Annotated in this window: 10 protein-coding genes; 6 read left to right on the top strand and 4 right to left on the bottom strand. The window is 51.3% G+C overall.

Annotated elements, in window-relative coordinates; all coding sequences use genetic code 11:
* Positions 1–24: 24 nt before the first annotated feature.
* Positions 25–1,458, top strand: coding sequence for a cysteine--tRNA ligase (gene cysS, locus HRM2_RS11570; protein ID WP_015904193.1), 1,434 nt, complete (start codon positions 25–27; stop codon positions 1,456–1,458).
* Positions 1,459–1,551: 93 nt separating this feature from the next.
* Here the strand turns inward: cysS and HRM2_RS11575 are convergent, their stop codons facing one another.
* Positions 1,552–3,222 carry a glutamine--tRNA ligase/YqeY domain fusion protein gene (locus HRM2_RS11575; RefSeq protein WP_015904194.1) on the bottom strand — a complete coding sequence of 557 codons (1,671 nt, stop codon included), beginning with the start codon at positions 3,220–3,222 and terminating at the stop codon, positions 1,552–1,554.
* A 122-nt stretch (positions 3,223–3,344) separates the two neighbouring features.
* On the opposite strand from HRM2_RS11575, the gene uvrB reads away from it, so the two are divergent.
* From uvrB to HRM2_RS11590, 3 genes are read left to right on the top strand one after another with little or no spacing between them, the layout of a single operon-like run.
* The gene (gene uvrB / locus HRM2_RS11580) at positions 3,345–5,336 is read left to right on the top strand and encodes an excinuclease ABC subunit UvrB (RefSeq protein WP_015904195.1); all 1,992 of its coding nucleotides are present in this window, start codon (positions 3,345–3,347) and stop codon (positions 5,334–5,336) included.
* Between the two features lie 4 nt (positions 5,337–5,340).
* A complete protein-coding gene (gene uvrC, locus HRM2_RS11585; protein WP_015904196.1) occupies positions 5,341–7,161 on the top strand; it encodes an excinuclease ABC subunit UvrC in 1,821 nt (606 codons plus the stop codon).
* 3 nt (positions 7,162–7,164) lie between these two features.
* Positions 7,165–8,037 (top strand): HAD family hydrolase, encoded by an 873-nt coding sequence (locus tag HRM2_RS11590; protein ID WP_015904197.1) that lies wholly within the window; start codon positions 7,165–7,167, stop codon positions 8,035–8,037.
* On the opposite strand, the gene mltF is transcribed toward HRM2_RS11590, so the two are convergent.
* From mltF to parE, 3 genes are read right to left on the bottom strand one after another with little or no spacing between them, the layout of a single operon-like run.
* Positions 8,003–9,337, bottom strand: coding sequence for a membrane-bound lytic murein transglycosylase MltF (gene mltF, locus HRM2_RS11595; RefSeq protein ID WP_015904198.1), 1,335 nt, complete (start codon positions 9,335–9,337; stop codon positions 8,003–8,005). The genes HRM2_RS11590 and mltF overlap by 35 nt on opposite strands.
* Positions 9,338–9,393: 56 nt before the next feature.
* Positions 9,394–11,655 (bottom strand): DNA topoisomerase IV subunit A, encoded by a 2,262-nt coding sequence (gene parC / locus HRM2_RS11600; protein ID WP_015904199.1) that lies wholly within the window; start codon positions 11,653–11,655, stop codon positions 9,394–9,396.
* Positions 11,656–13,611, bottom strand: coding sequence for a DNA topoisomerase IV subunit B (parE, locus tag HRM2_RS11605; protein WP_015904200.1), 1,956 nt, complete (start codon positions 13,609–13,611; stop codon positions 11,656–11,658).
* A gap of 154 nt (positions 13,612–13,765) precedes the next feature.
* Between parE and HRM2_RS11610 the strand changes: the two genes are divergently transcribed.
* On the top strand, positions 13,766–14,059 hold the full coding sequence (locus HRM2_RS11610; RefSeq protein ID WP_041273225.1) for a hypothetical protein: 294 nt from the start codon (positions 13,766–13,768) through the stop codon (positions 14,057–14,059).
* Complete coding sequence (locus HRM2_RS11615; RefSeq protein ID WP_015904202.1) at positions 14,056–17,964, top strand: class I adenylate cyclase; 3,909 nt, start codon at positions 14,056–14,058, stop codon at positions 17,962–17,964. Before HRM2_RS11610 ends, HRM2_RS11615 begins: the two co-directional genes overlap by 4 nt.
* Positions 17,965–17,971: the final 7 nt, after the last annotated feature.

Consider the following 17,971-nt stretch of genomic DNA (forward strand, 5'->3'; position numbering starts at 1 on the left):
TTACAAAATGATCAGGAAAAAAATATGAGCCTACGAATTTATAATACCCAGACCAGAACTAAAGAGACCTTTATTCCCCTGGAAAAAAACAAGGTCAAGATGTACGTATGCGGACCCACTGTCTATGACACGAGCCACATCGGCCATGCCCGTTCCGTGGTGGTTTTTGACGTGGTGTTCCGGTGGCTCAGGCATTCAGGCTATGATGTGTGCTACGTCAGAAACTTCACCGATGTGGATGACAAGATCATCAACCGGGCCAATGAACTGGGCCAGGATCCAAAGGAGATCAGTGAACGCTACATCAAAGAGTTCCACAATGAGATGGACGCCCTTAACGTGTTGCGGCCCACCATTGAGCCCAAGGCCACCGAGCATATCCAGGATATCATCGATTTTATCCAGCGTCTCATTGACAAGGGCAAGGCATACCATGTGCCGGGAAGCGATGTCTTTTTTTCTATCCAGTCCTTTGACGAATACGGTAAACTGTCGGGCAGGAACCCTGACGACATGATGCCCGGATCCAGAATTGCCGTGGATGATAAAAAACGCGACCCCAAGGATTTCACCCTGTGGAAACCGGTAAAACCTGGTGAACCCTCCTGGCCCAGCCCCTGGGGGGACGGCAGGCCCGGCTGGCACATTGAGTGCTCGGCCATGAGCTACAAATACCTTGGAGAGAGTTTTGACATCCACGGTGGTGGAAAGGATCTGATTTTTCCCCACCATGAGAACGAGATTGCCCAGTCCGAGGCGGCCTTTGGCAAGACTTTTGTGCGATACTGGATTCACAACGGCTTTGTGGACATCAACAACGAAAAGATGTCCAAATCCCTTGGCAATTTCACCATGATCAAGGATGTGCTCAAGGATTACCACCCAGAAGTGATGCGCATGTTTCTTCTGTCCAAGCACTACAGAAGTCCCATTGACTACAATGACACCTCCATGGATGAGGTGATCTCGGGCCTTGACAGGCTTTATGCATTTGTTGAGCGGGCCCAGGGTGCAGGGGCCACGGTCAACGGGGTAGAGCCAGGCAAAGAGTGGGCCAGCTTTGAAGCTGCCATGGATGATGACTTTAACACGGCCAGGGCCATGGCGACCCTGTTTGACACGGTCAAGACCGGCAACCGCATCCTTGACCAGCAGGGGGAAACCGTGAGCCCGGAGACATTGTCTGCGGTTTCAACCCTGTGTGCCGATCTCAAACGCATGGGTTCCATCCTTGGTATCCTTGCCCAGGAGCCCCAAGACTACTTCAGGGCCAAGAAGGAGAGTGGCCTTGCCGGCAAGGACCTGGATGGTGATGCCATTGAGAGGCTGATCCAGGAACGGGTTGCGGCAAGGCAGTCAAAGAATTTTGCCCGGGCCGATGAGATTCGTGCCGAACTTGATGCAATGAACATTGTCCTGGAGGACGGACCCGACGGCACCACCTGGAAGATCGGATAGTGGGTTGACGGAGCCAGAGTTGCAGACCGTCTGGCTCCGTTGAATCAAATTTAGCTTTTGCTGGCCTTCCATGATCATGGTTGTTGCCGGGAGCTATCTTTTTTTTGCCCAGTTGTCCCTCAGGGTTACCGTCCGGTTAAACACCGGCAGGTTCGGTGTGGAATCTTTGGCGTCCAGGCAGAAATAGCCCAGGCGCTCAAACTGAACAACGTTTTCAGCAGTTGCCTGGGCAAGGCTTTTTTCCACCCGGGCATTTTCCAGGCAGACCAGGGAATCGGGGTTGAGGTCATTGATGAAATCCTCACCGTCCGCCTCCGGGTCTTCGGTTGAAAACAGCCGATCGTAGAGCCTTACCCTGGCCGGGATTGATCCTTGTTCCGATACCCAGTGAAGGGTTCCCTTGACCTTTCGTCCGTCCGGGGCATCCCCGCCCCGGGTTGCCGGGTCATAGGTGCAGATAAGATGGGAAATTTGTCCGGCGTCATCCTTGACCACCTCTTTGCAGGTGATGAAGTAGGCGTACCTGAGGCGTACCTCACGTCCGGGTCCCAGGCGGAAGAATTTTTTCGGCGGATCTTCCATGAAATCCTCCTGCTCAATGTAGATCTCCCGGGAAAAAATCACCTGGCGCTGGCCCATTTCCGGTTTCTGGGGGTGGTTTACGGCATCAAGGGCCTCAACGGTATCTTCAGGCCAGTTCTCAATGACCACCCTGAGGGGATTGATCACGCCCATGACCCGGTTGGCAGTTTCGTTTAAATCCTCCCTGAGTACATTTTCCAGCAACCCCATGTCGATGCGGCTCTCTTTTTTACTCACGCCAATGGTGGCGCAGAAATTCCGGATCGCCCGGGGAGTGTAGCCCCGCCGTCTGATGCCAGCCAGGGTGGGTAGCCTTGGGTCGTCCCAGTCTTCGACCAGGTGGTTGTTCACAAGGGTCTGGAGTTTTCGCTTGCTCATGATGGTGTAGTTCAGGTTCATGCGTGCAAACTCGATCTGCTGGGGATGGCAGGGCACATCAAGCCGGTCCAGAATCCAGTCGTAGAGGGGGCGGTGGTCCTGAAACTCCAGGGTGCACAGGGAGTGGGTAATGTTTTCCAGGGCGTCTGATATGCAGTGGGTAAAGTCGTACATGGGATAGATACACCAGGCATCCCCGGTCCTGGGATGGGGCATTTTCTTGATTCTGTAAATCACCGGGTCCCTCAGGTTGATGTTGGGGGATGTCATGTCTATCTTGGCCCTGAGGGCGTGGGTGCCTTCGTCAAACTCCCCTGCCTTCATCCGCTCGAACAGGTCAAGGTTCTCTGCCACAGACCGGTTGCGATAAGGACTTTCTTTGCCTGGTTCCGTGAGGGTGCCGCGATATTCCCGCATCTGCTCAAAAGTCAGCTCACAGACAAAGGCATTACCTGCCTTGATGAGATCCACGGCAAAGTCGTACAATTGTTCAAAGTAATCTGAGGCGTAATAAACAGTATCGCCCCAGTCAAAACCGAGCCAGCCGACATCCTTAATGATGGCATCAACGTACTTTTGTTCTTCCTTGGCAGGGTTGGTGTCGTCAAACCGTAAATTGCAGGTGCCGTTAAACTGCCGGGCCATGCCAAAGTTGAGACAGATGGATTTTGCATGCCCCAGATGAAGAAACCCGTTGGGCTCGGGAGGAAACCTTGTTCCCACCCGTCCGTCAAACTTGCCGGTCTTCATGTCACCGTCAATGATGGATTTTATAAAATGGCTGGTTATATTTTGATCTTCCATTGAATCCTCTCTTAATACAGGTAAATGTATGGTGGTTTAAACCCTAATGCTTACCACATTCCCTGGGGTTGCAAAAGCAATAATTCTTTAAAAAAAGGGGGATCTCTGGTATATAGGGTTCCATGACTCAATTTAATATCAAATCGCCCTTTCAACCCACCGGGGACCAGCCTTCGGCCATTGACTTTCTTTCAAAGGGAATTTTCGAAAAAAAAAAACACCAGGTCCTTCTTGGGGTGACCGGGTCGGGAAAAACCTTTACCATGGCCAACATCATTGCAAGAACGGGCAGACCCGCCCTTGTGATCGCACCGAACAAGACTCTGGCAGCCCAGTTGTACAACGAATTCAAGACGCTTTTTCCAGAAAATGCCGTTGAGTATTTTGTCAGCTATTACGACTATTATCAGCCCGAAGCCTACATTCCCACCAGTGACACCTATATCCAGAAGGACTCTTCCATCAACGAAATGATTGACAAGATGCGTCATTCTGCCACCCGGTCCGTGCTGGCAAGAAAAGATGTGATCGTGGTGGCAAGTGTCTCATGCATCTACGGCCTGGGCGCTCCTGAGGATTACCTGGCACTGCGGGTGGAAATTAACGAGGAGATGGAAAAATCCAGGGATAAACTTCTGGCTGAACTTGTCAACATCCAGTACCAGAGAAACGATGTGGATTTCCACAGGGGAACCTTCCGGGTCAGGGGGGACAGGGTCGAAGTCTTTCCGGCTTATGAGACGGATAAAGCCCTTCGGATTGATTTTTTTGGTGACACCATTGACGGCGTTTTCGAGGTAGACCCCCTCAAGGGGGATGTCCTTAACCGGATAAAGGGTACGGCTGTTTTTCCGGCCTCCCACTATGTCACCCTGAACCAGACCAGACAGCGGGCCGTGGAGACAATCAAGGCGGAACTCAAGGTGAGAATTGATTTTTTCAGGAACGAAAATAGACTCATCGAAGCCCAGCGCATTGAAGAGCGCACCCAGTATGACCTTGAAATGATCAACGAGATCGGCTACTGCAACGGTATCGAAAATTACTCCCGCCATCTCACAGGCAGAGCTCAAGGTGAGCCACCCCCAACCTTGATCGACTATTTTCCCGAAGATTTTCTCTGTTTTTTTGACGAGAGCCACATTTCTGTTTCCCAGGTGGGGGCCATGTACAAAGCTGACCGGTCCAGGAAGGAAAATCTTGTGGGGCACGGGTTTCGTCTGCCGTCAGCCCTGGACAACCGGCCGTTGAAATTTGACGAATTCAAAAAAAAGATTCCCCAGGCCATTTATGTCTCCGCCACACCCGCTGACTATGAGCTTTCATTGGCAGGTACCCGGGTTGCCGAGCAGATCGTCAGACCCACAGGCCTCCTTGATCCGGCCATTGAGGTCAGAAAGGCGACCACCCAGGTGGACGATCTCTATGAGGAGATCGTCAAGCGGGTGGAGGCCGAAGAGCGGGTTCTGGTGACCACCTTGACCAAACGCATGTCCGAAGATCTCACCGACTATTTTTCAGATTTCGGCATCAAGGTCAAGTACCTGCATTCGGATATCGGCACGGTGGAACGCATCGACATTATCCAGGATTTAAGAAAGGGCGTGTTTGACGTTCTCATCGGCATCAACCTTCTGAGGGAAGGACTTGACATCCCCGAGGTGACCCTGGTGGCCGTACTGGATGCGGACAAAGAAGGATTTCTGCGATCCTATCGATCCCTTGTTCAGACCTTTGGGCGTGCAGCCAGAAACGCATGCGGCAAGGTGATCATGTACGCAGACCGCATCACCCCTTCAATGAAAAAAGCCATGGACGAGACAGATCGGCGCCGGATCATCCAGAAACAATACAACCAGGATCACAATATCGTGCCAACGACCATCATCAAGGAGATTAAGATGTTCGACTACACCATGGAAAAGGATCTGGCCGACCTTTCCCCTGGGGTGGGTGAGTCGACAACCGTCTATGATGCCGACACGGACAACCTGGCAGAAATCATTGCGAACCTCAAGGTTGAAATGAAACAGGCGGCAAGAAAAATGGAGTTTGAAACAGCTGCAACCCTCAGGGACAGGATCCGGGAATTGTCTAAGATCCTGGAGATGTAACCCAATGACCCCATCCGTGCTTGAGCGATATCAATCCGCCCCCCAGAATCCCGGTGTTTACCTGATGAAGGATAAAAGGGGTACGATCATCTATGTGGGCAAGGCCCTGAACCTGAAAAAACGGCTCGCCTCTTACTTTGCAAGGGAGACCGGCCATGACATGAAGACCGGTGTGCTGCTTAAAAAAGTGGTCGATTTTGATCTCATTGTCACAGCCACCGAGCATGAGGCCCTGATCCTTGAATCGACCCTGATCAAGAAGCACAGTCCCCGGTACAACGTGATCCTCAAAGACGGAAAGAGCTATCCCTGCCTCAGGATCGACACTTCCAAACCCTTTCCGGCCCTGGAGGTGGTACGAAAAATCGGGGATGACAATGCCGTTTACTTTGGTCCCTACTCATCTGTCCAGAGTGTCAGAAGTACCATCAAACAGGTGAACAAAATATTCAAGCTTAGAAAATGCAGGGATGTTCAGTTTGCCAACCGCACAAGACCCTGCCTCAATTATCAGATAAACGCATGCCTGGGCGCCTGCTGCAACAGGGTGTCAAGGCAGGAGTATGCCCGGGTAGTTGGGGATGTGATTCTGTTTTTAAAGGGCAGGGCTCCAGATCTGATCAACCGGCTGAAGTTCGAGATGCAGACAGAGGCAGATCTTGAACATTTTGAACGTGCTGCCCAGATCCGGGACACTATCCTTGCCATTCAAACAACCCTGGAGCGCCAGGTGGTCGTTTCAACGGACAGGACGGATCGGGATGTCATTGCCTGTGCCATTAACGGGGAAAAGGCCGTTGTCACCATTCTATTTGTCCGTTCCGGCAACCTTGTGGGCTCCAGGAACTATCCCTTTGACACTGGCTTAAGCGGGGTGCCTGAAATCCTGGACGCCTTTGTCCGACATTACTACGAGCGAAGCCTGTTTATTCCCGGGCAGATTCTGATTGCCGAAAAAATTGAAAATCATGGTCTGGTACAGGACCTTTTGATCGAAAAGCGGGGTAAGCGGGTCAGTCTGGTTGTTCCTGAACGGGGCGACAAGCGACGTCTTGTGGAAATGGCCCTTGTAAATGCACAAAAAGAACTGGAAAAAAATCTATCGATCCAAAATGAGGCCTGGGAGACCCTGACTGCCCTCCAGACCATCCTGGGAATGTCTGTGTATCCACGAAGGATCGAATGTTTTGATAATTCCAACATGGCGGGTACGGACCCGGTTTCGTCCATGGTGGTCTTTGTGGACGGCCTTGCCTGTAAGTCTGAATACCGGAAGTTCATCATTCGGGATGCAAAGGAAAATGATGATTACGCCTGCATGACCGAAGTGCTCACCAGGCGACTTTCCAGCACCGAGGCCCCCCTGCCTGATCTTCTGGTCGTGGACGGGGGCAAGGGACAACTCTCCATGGCTGTGGCTGTACTCAAGAGTCTTGGCCTTGAGAATCGCTTCCAGGTGGCGGGCCTTGCCAAGAAAGATGCAAAACTGGGGGAGGTCTATGATAAAATTTACCTGCCGGGCAGGGCCAACCCCGTGAACACCCGGGGGGCACTCAAGGCCCTCTACCTTGTCCAGCGACTCAGGGACGAGGCCCACAGATTTGCAATCACCTTCCAGCGAAAACGACGCTCCAAACGGGCAGGGACCTCGGTGCTGGATGCTGTGCCGGGCATTGGAAAAAAACGAAAACAGGTGCTGATGACCACCTACAAGGGAATTAGCCGCATGGGACAGGCAACGGTTGAAGAGCTTGCCTCTCTTCCGGGCATGACCCTTGCCGCTGCCCAACAGGTCAAGTCTGCCCTTGCCCTGGATAAGGATTGAACCATGACCTGTGCAATGTTTATAACAGACCTTGACGGCACCCTGCTCAACGATGATAAAGGCATTTCAGCAAGAAATCTTGCTGCCCTTGCTGCCCTTGGCGACATGGGGATTGTCCGGGTCGTTGCCACGGGCCGGTCCTGGTTCTCATTCATCCAGGCCCTGGAGAATCTGGACCTGTCAGGACCCCGTGATTCCTTTCCCATTGATTATGTGATTTTTTCAACGGGTGCGGGCATCATGGCCTATCCATCCATGGAACTTGTATGTGACCATGCCCTTTCTTCGGAAGAGGTCCATCGGATTGCCGGCTGTTTTGATACCCGGAAAATGGACTATATGATCCACCGGCCCATTCCCCATACCCGGGATTTTCTGTTTCACTCCCACGGCCGCGACAATCCTGATTTCACGTCCAGGGTCGATCTTTACAAACCCTGGGCAACGCCCCTGGGCCCAAAGGGAATAAACGGATTTGGCAGGGCCACCCAGTTGCTGGCAGTTGTGCCTGAACAGGAGGCTTTTGGGGTTTTTGAACAGATATCCAGTGAACTTGCAGGATTAAGCGTGGTCCGGGCAACCTCGCCCCTGGATCACAAATCCCTGTGGATTGAGGTTTTTCCCAGGGGAGTCTCCAAGAGCCATGGAGCCGCCTGGCTGGTAAAGCGTCTTGGCATGGGACCGGAAAACGTGGTGGCAGTGGGTAATGATTACAATGATCTGGATCTTCTACAGTGGGCAGGCAAAGGGTTTGTGGTTGCCAATGCACCAGCTGACCTTAAATCACGGTTTACCATGGTACAGTCCAACAATCGCTCGGGGGTCGCAGCAGCCATTAATATCACGCCTTTTGTCTCAGGATGTCATAGTAGGTGAGGATACGTTTAACATAGTGGACCGGTTCCCACCCCCTGGCATAGCCGTGGGGTAGGGTTCGATAGTAGCGAACCTGGGTGAGCATGGGCAGGGTTTTTTCCAGGTTACTCCAACGGTTTTTGTTCCATCCATGCTTTTGGGCAAGGGCCTGGGCGTCCCTGACATGGGCATACCCGATGTTGTAGGAGGCAAGGGCAAAGAGCAGACGCTGGTAATGGTCATGAATATCGTCAAACCGCTGATATAGTTTATTCAGGTACTGGATTCCGGCCTTTAAGCTCTGTTCCGGGTGAAGCCGGTTGCTGATACCCATCTCCATCGCCGTATCTGTGGTGACCTGCATGAGCCCCCGCACGCCGGTCCGGCTTCTGGCCCAGGGGTTGAAGTGGGACTCCTGGTAAACAACAGCGGCAATCATTCGCCAGTCAAATCCATATTTGCGACACTCTCGCTTGATGATTTCCTGATAGTCGGGCAGTCGTGTGTCGATGCGCTGGTGGAATTTTTTTACATCGTAATAGTCAAAGGCCTCAACATTGCTGTAGTACTTTTTAAAGATTTTCTGTTGAAGTTCCCGGGTTTTCCCATCGGTCAGGAAATTATTGACAGTGCTCAGGAACTCAGGGTCATTGGATCTGACAGCCCAGCCAAGGGAACGCTCAGGGGAGATGTCAAGCCCTAGGGTGATGTCTGGATGGTAACGTCGATTGAGGCGGGCGATGGTTATGTCGGCCACTGTGTATTTGATTTCCCGGTCGGCAACCATCTGGATCAGTTCCTCGGTGGGGGTGTTGTCGTGGAGGACAATGCTGATATCTATTCCGCTGCGTTTGATCTGCTCAAGTCTCGTCTGGTAGGCAGTTCCCCGCCGGACATGGATGGTTTTTCCTGCCAGGGCGGTAAGGTTTGGGACTTCATAAAGCAATTTGTGGTGAATGAGCTTCTGCTGAACAGTCATGTAGGGAACGGAAATGGTAAGCCGGTTGGTTTTTTTCTGGATCATGCCGGGACCGGCAGCGATAAAATCTCCACGGTCCTGATAAAGGGACCGGTAGATTTGATTCCAGCCCGGGGTGACAACCTCCAGCCGGACGTGGAGATAGTCGGCAAAGGCCCTGGCCATTTCATACTCAAACCCAATGGGTTTTTCCTGGTATATATCGTAGGAGTTCACGTTCACAGCGGTGATCATGCGCAGGGTGCCTGTTTTTTTTACACGAAACAGGGTGGTGGGTTTGATAAAGAGGTTATGGCTTTTGTTCACCTGGGCGCAGACAGCGGTAAGGGCAAAGCAAGCCATGACCATATACCCTAACAGGGCATTTATGGAGAAGATTTGTTTTAAACTGTTTTTAATTATTTTTCCGACAATAGCACCTCAAAATGGCTTACGTTCTGAAACCCCCTGGGAAGCTTTTTACCCCGGTACCCCCTCTTTGATCGGTAGTTGTCCTGGTTGCCCACGGACAATTTTAAAAAATGTTTACCTGCATATATAACAATTGCAGCGCCTTCAGGCAAGAGTTTTAACGTTTTGATCCGTTCGGTTCCAGGCACACTGAGCTGGTTTTTGGGGATGCCGATGATCTTGTTGCCCTTACCTTTTTCCATGATGGGCATCTCCCTGACCGGAAAAATAATCAGTCTGCCAGAGGTCGTGACGGCAGCCAGCAGGTCGGTTTCGGGGTTTTTAAGTGGTTCGGGTGCCATGAATTCGGAAAATTCCTCCACAGTCAGAACGGCTTTGCCCGTCCTGCTTTTGGCAATCAGGTTTGAAAACCGGGTGATAAACCCGAACCCGGTGTTGGTGTAAAGGAGAAACAGATCATCGTCCTCGCCTGTGACAAGGCTTATAATGTGATTTTCAGGCTTAAGGGTGAGCCGTCCGGTAAGGGGTTCTCCCATGGTTCGGGCCGACGCAAGGGTGTGGGTGGCAATGGAATAGCTCCTGCCCGATGAATCAAAAAAAACAGCCGGCCGGTTGCTCATGGTGGGTGCGGTGACAAGGAGGTCATCTCCAAATTTGAATTTTAGTTTTTCAATATCAATGTCATGGCCCTTTGCCGTCCTGGCCCACCCGTTTTTTGACAGAATTACCGTCATGGGTTCAATCTGGATCACCTCTTCCTCGGAAAAGGCTTCGGCCTCTTTTCGTTCAAATATGGGTGAGCGCCGCAGGTCTCCGTGTGTCTTTGCATCGGCCTGGATTTCCCGTTTGATCAGGGTTCTGAGGCGTTTGTCCGAGGCAAGAATTTTTTCCAGCTGCTGACGTTCGGAATCAAGGCTGTCCTTTTCCGCCTGGATCTTGATCTCTTCAAGCTTTGCCAGGTTACGCAGTTTGATTTCAAGGATGGCCGTGGCCTGGCGGTCACTCAGATTGAATCTTTCCATGAGGACCGGTTTGGGTTCGTCACTGTTACGGATGATGGCAATGATTTCATCAATATTAAGAAAGGCCGTTAACAGGCCCTCCAGGAGGTGAAGGCGATCATTTACCTTATCAAGCCTGTGGCTTATGCGCTTTCTGACCGTATCGATTCTGAATGCCAGCCATTCGGAAAGAATGACCTGCAGCGGTTTTACCTCGGGTCGGCCGTTGATTCCGATCATATTCATATTGATGCGATAGGAACGCTCAAGGTCCGTGGTGGCAAAAAGGTGGTCCATTAGGGCCGTGGTGTTGGTCCTGGCCTTTGGAATGATCACCAGACGGGTGGGCTCTTCATGGTCGGATTCATCCCTCAGATCAACGACCATGGGCAGCTTTTTTGCCTGCATCTGGGCCGCGATCTGCTCGAGGATTTTTTCCCCTGACGAGTGGTGGGGAAGGGCCGTGACAACGATGTCACCGTCGTCCACATGGAACTTTGCCCGCATCTTGATTCTGCCGTTGCCCGTTTTGTACATTTGCCGGATTTCAGACAGGGGTGTGATGATTTCAGCCTCAGTGGGATAGTCCGGTCCCTGGATAAATTCGCAGAGCTGGTCAACGGTTGCATCGGGGTGATCAAGCAGGTGAACAAGGGCCTGGGCCACCTCGGTGAGATTATGGGGTGGAATATCGGTTGCCATGCCAACGGCAATTCCCGTGGTGCCGTTGAGCAGGATGTTGGGAAGCCGGGCCGGCAGCAGGGTGGGCTCGTTCAAGGTTCCGTCAAAATTTGGAGTCCATTCGGTGGCACCCAGATCAAGCTCGGACAGCAAAATATCTGCGTAGGTTGACAGCCTGGATTCCGTATAGCGCATGGCGGCAAAGGATTTCGGATCATCCGGCGCCCCCCAGTTCCCCTGGCCGTCAAGCAGGGGGTAGCGGCAGGAAAAAGGCTGGGCCAGAAGGACCATGGCCTCGTAGCAGGCCGAGTCCCCGTGGGGGTGGTATTTTCCCAGAACATCCCCCACGGTTCTGGCTGATTTTTTGTGCTTTGAGCTGGAAGAGAGCCCCAGCTGGCTCATGGCGTAAACAATCCTGCGCTGGACAGGTTTCAGCCCGTCCCCGATATAGGGCAGGGCCCTGTCAAGGATGACATACATGGAATAGTTGAGGTAGGCTGTTTCGGCAAAGGTGTCAAAGGGTTGTTTTTCAAATCCCTCAAGGCTTGTTAATTCGTTGTTTTTCATCTACTCGATCTCCCTCATATTACCCTTTGCTTCAATCCAGCGTCGTCTGTCCGGGGCCCTTTTTTTGCCAAGGAGCATGTCCATGATTTCAAACACCCTTTTTTCCGCATCCTGTCCATCTTCATCCGCACCTTCCTTGTCAATCACCAGCTGGACAAGGCGTCTTGTGTCGGGAGCTATGGTGGTCTCTCTTAATTGAATCGGGTTCATCTCGCCAAGACCCTTGAACCTCTGAACATTGATTTTGCCGTGTTTTTTCTTGGTCTGGATACGTTTGATAATGCTTTCTCGTTCCGGGTCGTCCAGCGCATAAAACACCTCCTTGCCAACGTCAATGCGGAACAGGGGCGGCATGGCCATAAAGATATGGCCTTTTCTGACCACCTCCCGGAAATGCCTGAAAAAAAGGGCGCACAGGAGGGTGGCAATGTGAAGACCGTCTGAATCAGCATCGGCAAGGATGCAGATCTTGTTGTATCGAAGGCTTGAAATATCTTCAGAATCAGGGTCCACGCCCATGGCAACGGAAATGTCGTGGATCTCCTTGGAGCTTAAAATCTGTGAGGAGTCCGTGTCCCAGGTGTTGAGGATTTTACCCTTAAGGGGCATGATGGCCTGGAATCTTCTGTCCCTTGCCTGCTTGGCAGATCCCCCTGCAGAATCACCCTCCACAAGGAAGAGCTCGCTTTTTTCTGGGTCGCTGCTGGTGCAGTCGCTGAGTTTTCCCGGAAGGGCCGGACCGTTAGTGATTCGTTTTCGGGTCACCTTTTTGGCTTTTTTAAGGCGTTCCCGGGCATTATCAACGGCCAGGTTGGCCAGTCGCTCTCCAAAATCGGTATTCTGGTTGAGCCAGAGGCTGAAGGCATCCTTGACAGCCGAGTTGACGATCACCGTGCAGTGGCGGGATGACAGTCTTTCCTTGGTCTGGCCTGAGAATTGGGCGTCCACAAGCTTGACCGAAAGGATAAAGGCGATGTTTTCCCAGATATCTTCAGGGGCCAGGTTGACGCCTTTGGGAAGAATATCCCTGAACTTGCAAAATTCCCTGATGGACTCCAGAAGACCGGATCGGAATCCGTTGACATGGGTACCGCCAAGGGGGGTGGGAATGAGGTTGACATAGCTTTCGCAGGTGTTGGCCTGTCGTTCCTCGGTCCAGTCAACGGCCCAGGCAACGGTTGCCTCTTCTGCAGTGATATCCCCGGTAAACGGTGAACCGAATATGGTGGGACACCCGGCCAGGGCCTCGGTCAGGTAGTCCCGCAGCCCGAATTCAAACTGCCATTCATGTTTTTCCCCTGTTTCTTCAATAAAAAGGGTGATCATGAGACCGGGGCAGAGGACCGCCTTGGCCTTTAACGCGTGTTTCAACGCTTTTTTAGAAAAATTAGGCCGGTCAAAGTAGCTGGCATCCGGGTAAAACTTAAGGTTGGTCCCTGAATTGTTTTTTCCGATGGATTTTACCAGGGTCAGTGGCTGGTCACGGTATCCATTTTTAAAGGTGATCCTGTGAAGGGCACCGCCCCTCTGGATGTTAACTTCAAGATAGCTTGACAGGGCGTTGACCACTGAAACCCCGACCCCGTGGAGACCGCCGGAAAAGTTGTAATCCTTGTTGGAAAATTTTGCACCGGCATGGAGCCGTGTGAGGATCAGTTCAACACCTGTGACCCCTTCTTCCGGGTGAATGTCAACTGGCATACCCCTGCCATTGTCACCCACCTCAAGGCAATTGTCCGCGTGGAGGACAACATCGATTCTGTTGGCAAATCCGGCAATGGCTTCGTCAACGCTGTTGTCAATTACCTCGTGGGCCAGGTGGTCCGGGCTTGTGGTGTCCGTGTACATGCCCGGCCTTCGCCTGACCGGATCAAGTCCCTTGAGCACCTCAATGGAGTCGGCGTTGTAGGGGGTTCCGTGCTTTATCCCCTTTGTGTCTTGATCAAATAGTTTCATTTTGCCCAGTAAACTAGCATATTCGGGTTATGGTAAAATTTGATATAATAAACGATTTGGGTATAAATTCAATTGTTTTTATTTGGTTGCAATTTTATTGTGTACAAAATATATGACATGGTATTTGGTGAAACACCTTGGGGAATGGGGAATCATGCGTATAAAACTTAATCTTGACAACCACTGTGTGGAAACGGAAATCCGAAAACTTTATAACGCAAAGGTGAAATCCTGCCTTAGGGGTCAAACAATTACAGATCATGACGCCGATGTGATCGAACTGCTGAAAGCCCTGCTGGAAACGGTGGACTTTCCCGGCCTTCGTTCGGCCCTGAAGGCTGTTTCAGGAGAAAAGACATACCCTGCTGTGCTGGTGGTTGACAGAACGAACAAACCTTGGATTGAGATCAAGAATCAACGAATCGAAATGGGTGATAAACAGGGATGAACAGTAACGGGTTTGACTTGAGGGGATTTGACTGGGCCTGGGATAACGGGGATGAGACCGTAAAACTTGATTTTATCGACCGGGCGTCCCAACTTTCTCCGGCCCAGGGCATTGTTCCGGTGCTTGCCGGCATCGATTCCCTCCATCTGTCCGTTCGAAATCGGGCAAGGGAGGCCCTTGGCCTGTTCAAATCAAAGATGATTGAACTTGAGCGCATCCAGGCGACCCACCCCACGGCTGATCCCCTTGGTTATATTCAGGAGTCATCGGTGTTCAGTGCAAGGATATTTGCACTGTTGAACCCGAACTTGCCCGTGCAGGAGATTCGCCTGTACATGGAGATCCTCCTGGAAGCCGGAGGCCGGGGCCCTTTTTATGCCTGGCGGTTTTACCAGGATGGTGGCATCCCGAAGCACACCTTGAAAGCCGTGATTCTAACCATCTCAGAACCGGGCAGACTCGCCCTTGTGGTACAATACCTGAAGTCAGCCCCTAGCCTCAGGCGACGCCTTGCACCCAGGTTCAAGGCTATTCTTAAGGGAATCACTTGCCGGCAGGCGGTGACCGTTTTTTTTGCAAGGCTTTTTGACAGCCACCTTGCCTTTGATCCTTTTCTTGTGAATATTTCACCCGAACTCAGGGACCCGGAAACCCTGGTTGCCGAAGACCTTGGCACAAATTTACCCCTGTCAGATCCCCAGCAGCGGGCCACAGCCGTAAAGGCCCTGGCCATGATGGTTCCACGGATTGATCCTGATCTTGTTCTTGCCCTGCTCTCCTCAAATGAAGACAGGGTAGTCCACTCTGCCGTTCTGGCAGTTATTGAGGCTTCACCCCAAAAGACCTATGCCGACATATTTGAACCCTTGCTTGAATGGGGCTGCACCTGCAAAGCAGAGGGCCTGGCCGGGTTGCGTGCCCTTATTGTATCCACGCCGTTACCCCTTTTAATGCTGATCAACACTGTCAAAGCCCGGGCACCCCAGCTAATTGGGCCCTTGTGTGAGGAACTTGCGACCCTGTCAAAGATTTCATTTGTGTTTATCCAGGAAATCACCATGGACAAACTGCCCTGGCTTGGGTCCCACCCGGAGATCTGCAAAGCCCTTGTGTTTGGAATGATTAAAAAAAGGCCGGAACGTGTGGTCAAGCTTTTAGAACGTTTTGGCCGCAGGGGTGATACGGCCATCCACCTTGCCATAACCAATATTGCCACAGGGGTGGATGCGACCCTTTCAAAGGAGCGGCGGCAGATCACCGCAGACGGTTCAAAATTAAGACTCAGGTTCAAGTCCATGGCTGCCCCTGATAAAAAACTGAGTTTTCTTGATAAAATGCGTTTTAGCTCAGTAAAAAAACAACTGTCAAATATCAAGCAGGGACGAACCACTGAACGCCTGGATTGCAGCGATAAAACCCTTGATCAGTTGGACCTCTCCTCGGGGACTTTTTTTTCACCCACGGTATTTGACGGGTGTATGATCAAAAATTCAAATTTTTCATTTTCATCGTTTGCCAACACCTCGTTCCGGTCTGCCATTTTTGATACGGTCAATCTTAATGGTTCCCGGTTTGATGCCATCAGCTTTGATTGTGCTGTTTTCATGAATGTTTCAGCCAATGGAGCGGTTTTTACCAAATGCAGCTTTGAAAATGCATCGTTTTTCGGAGTGAGCCTTGAATCGGCCCGGATGACGGATTGTGTTTTTACCGGTGCCCAGATTTCTACCTCCCTGTTTGTCCGTGCCGACCTTTCCGGGTCTACATTTGCCGGCACCCGGACAGCCGATGTTTCCTTTGTTGAATCCATTCTGGCGGATTCTGATTTTTCGGGGGTCCAGGCAAGTTTCACCCGTTTCCCCTCCCATACCGTATCAACTCTTGAGGCGGACAGGCCTAACTTCAATTTCCGGATGTTTCTGTTCGACCCAGAAGACCTGCCTGATTTTTTGTTTGATCCCAAAGCCAACAGTGTCGGTATTGTAAAGGATCTCGTGTTTGAGTTGGATTCTCTGATCCTCACGGACCTGATTCATTCCGGCGAAAAACTATTTTTAAACCAGAACAGGCTCTCCATTTTGACGGCAATGGATGTCTTTAAACCCAAACAGGCCGACCTTTTTGAAATCATTCCCCTGCTCATCCACGAAAATATTGATTTTCCAGGTTATCAGGCCGACCTTGAACAAAGCCCCCGGGGGATTGCAGAATATCGACCCTGTAAGCAGACAGTAAAGACGGCATCACGTTATGTGAACACTGGAAAACTTGAATGCCGATTTTCTGAATTGCCCCATGTGGAGGGACTTTTTACAATGGGCAGCACAGGCACCATTGCCCAGGCTCCGGATTCAGACATTGACTACTGGGTATGTGTCCGCGGGTATGATCCTGAATGTATGGAGGAAAAAAGGTTTCAGCAGAAACTTACCCTGCTCGAACAATGGGCACTTGGGAAATTTAAAACCGAGATTCATTTTTTTATTGTGGACATCGACCGGGCAAGGATTGATGATTTCGGAGACTCCACAAGGGAGAGTTCAGGTTCGGCCCAGGGGATGATCCTCAAGGAGGAGTTCTACCGGACCATGATCCATGTGGCGGGAAAACTCCCCTTTTGGTGTACACTGCCGGTTTCAGTCAGCCGGGAATACTATGGCCTGCTTCTGTCCAGGATCTGTGCCAACCGGTTTCAATGCCGATTTATTGATTTTGGTGATATACACGAGATTCCCTCGGCAGCCTATTTTGGTGCTTCCATCTGGCAGTTATTCAAACTGCTGGAAAGTCCTTTCAAATCAGTGATTAAAATGGCGCTTCTGGAGGAGTTTTTATACGCAAGGGGAAAGAAACAGCTGCTTTGCAACCGGTTCAAGGCCCAGTGGATGGACCCGGGGCTTTACCTGCCCCTTGGAAAAATTGATCCCTACTACATTCTTTTAAAGAGCCTTGTGGACTATTATGGGCAGGTCAACAATCCTGCAGCGGAAAGGCTTGTCCAGCAGTGCTTTTTTCTTAAAACCGGAATTACAAAGGATTCTGACCTGGATGAAACCCTGTTCAGCATGCGCTCTTTTTTTATTACCCGGGCCATGGACGAATGGGCCTGGACCCGGAAAATGGTATTTGAAAACGGAAACTTCAGGCAGTGGCAATACCTGAGCATTACACGGCTCAGCCGTCAGATTCAACAATACATGGTCAAAACCTACATCCGGATCAATCAGGCCATAGACAGGGAGCAATGCGCCATGATCACTCCGGAGGACCGGACGGTTCTCGGCCGAAAAATGTTTGTGGAATTTTCCAGTCAGCCGGGAAAAATTCCCAAAACACTGATGGTATCACGGAGCGATCGCCATTTTACCAGTCTGGTTTTAACCTATCTCTCTCAAACGGGAAAACCCAGCCAATGGGCCCTTGTCAACCGCTTTTCCCGGTCAGCACCAGAATCCAGGGAGGTGATCAGACAGGCCGAAACCATTGAGGAAATAGCCGCATGGTTTATCCAGAACCAGCTTTTTTCACCCTCGACCATCATCAACCTTCTTCCCAATCCCACACCTGTGAGTTCCAATGACATCCAGGGGCTGTTCCAGGCCCTTTACCGATTCTTCAACCATGACAACGGCAAATCACCAGGTTCCAAAAACCTGTTATCCAAGGCAAGGATAACGGCAATTTTTATCTCCATCAACCTGTGCGTTCCAAGAAAAAAACGGCGGATCCACGATTCCTCGGCCATCTATCTCAACTCCTGGGGCGAGATGTTCTGCATCCGGATTTCAAGCCAGCAGGGATTTGTCTTAAGAGACGAGATCCTGGAACGGCTGAAGACGATGCTTGAACTGAAAACTCTCCCGGACAGGATTTTTTTTCATTATCCAGGAACCTTTCATCGCTGAGGCCGGG

Source organism: Desulforapulum autotrophicum HRM2 (genome assembly GCF_000020365.1).
Taxonomy (GTDB): domain Bacteria; phylum Desulfobacterota; class Desulfobacteria; order Desulfobacterales; family Desulfobacteraceae; genus Desulforapulum; species Desulforapulum autotrophicum.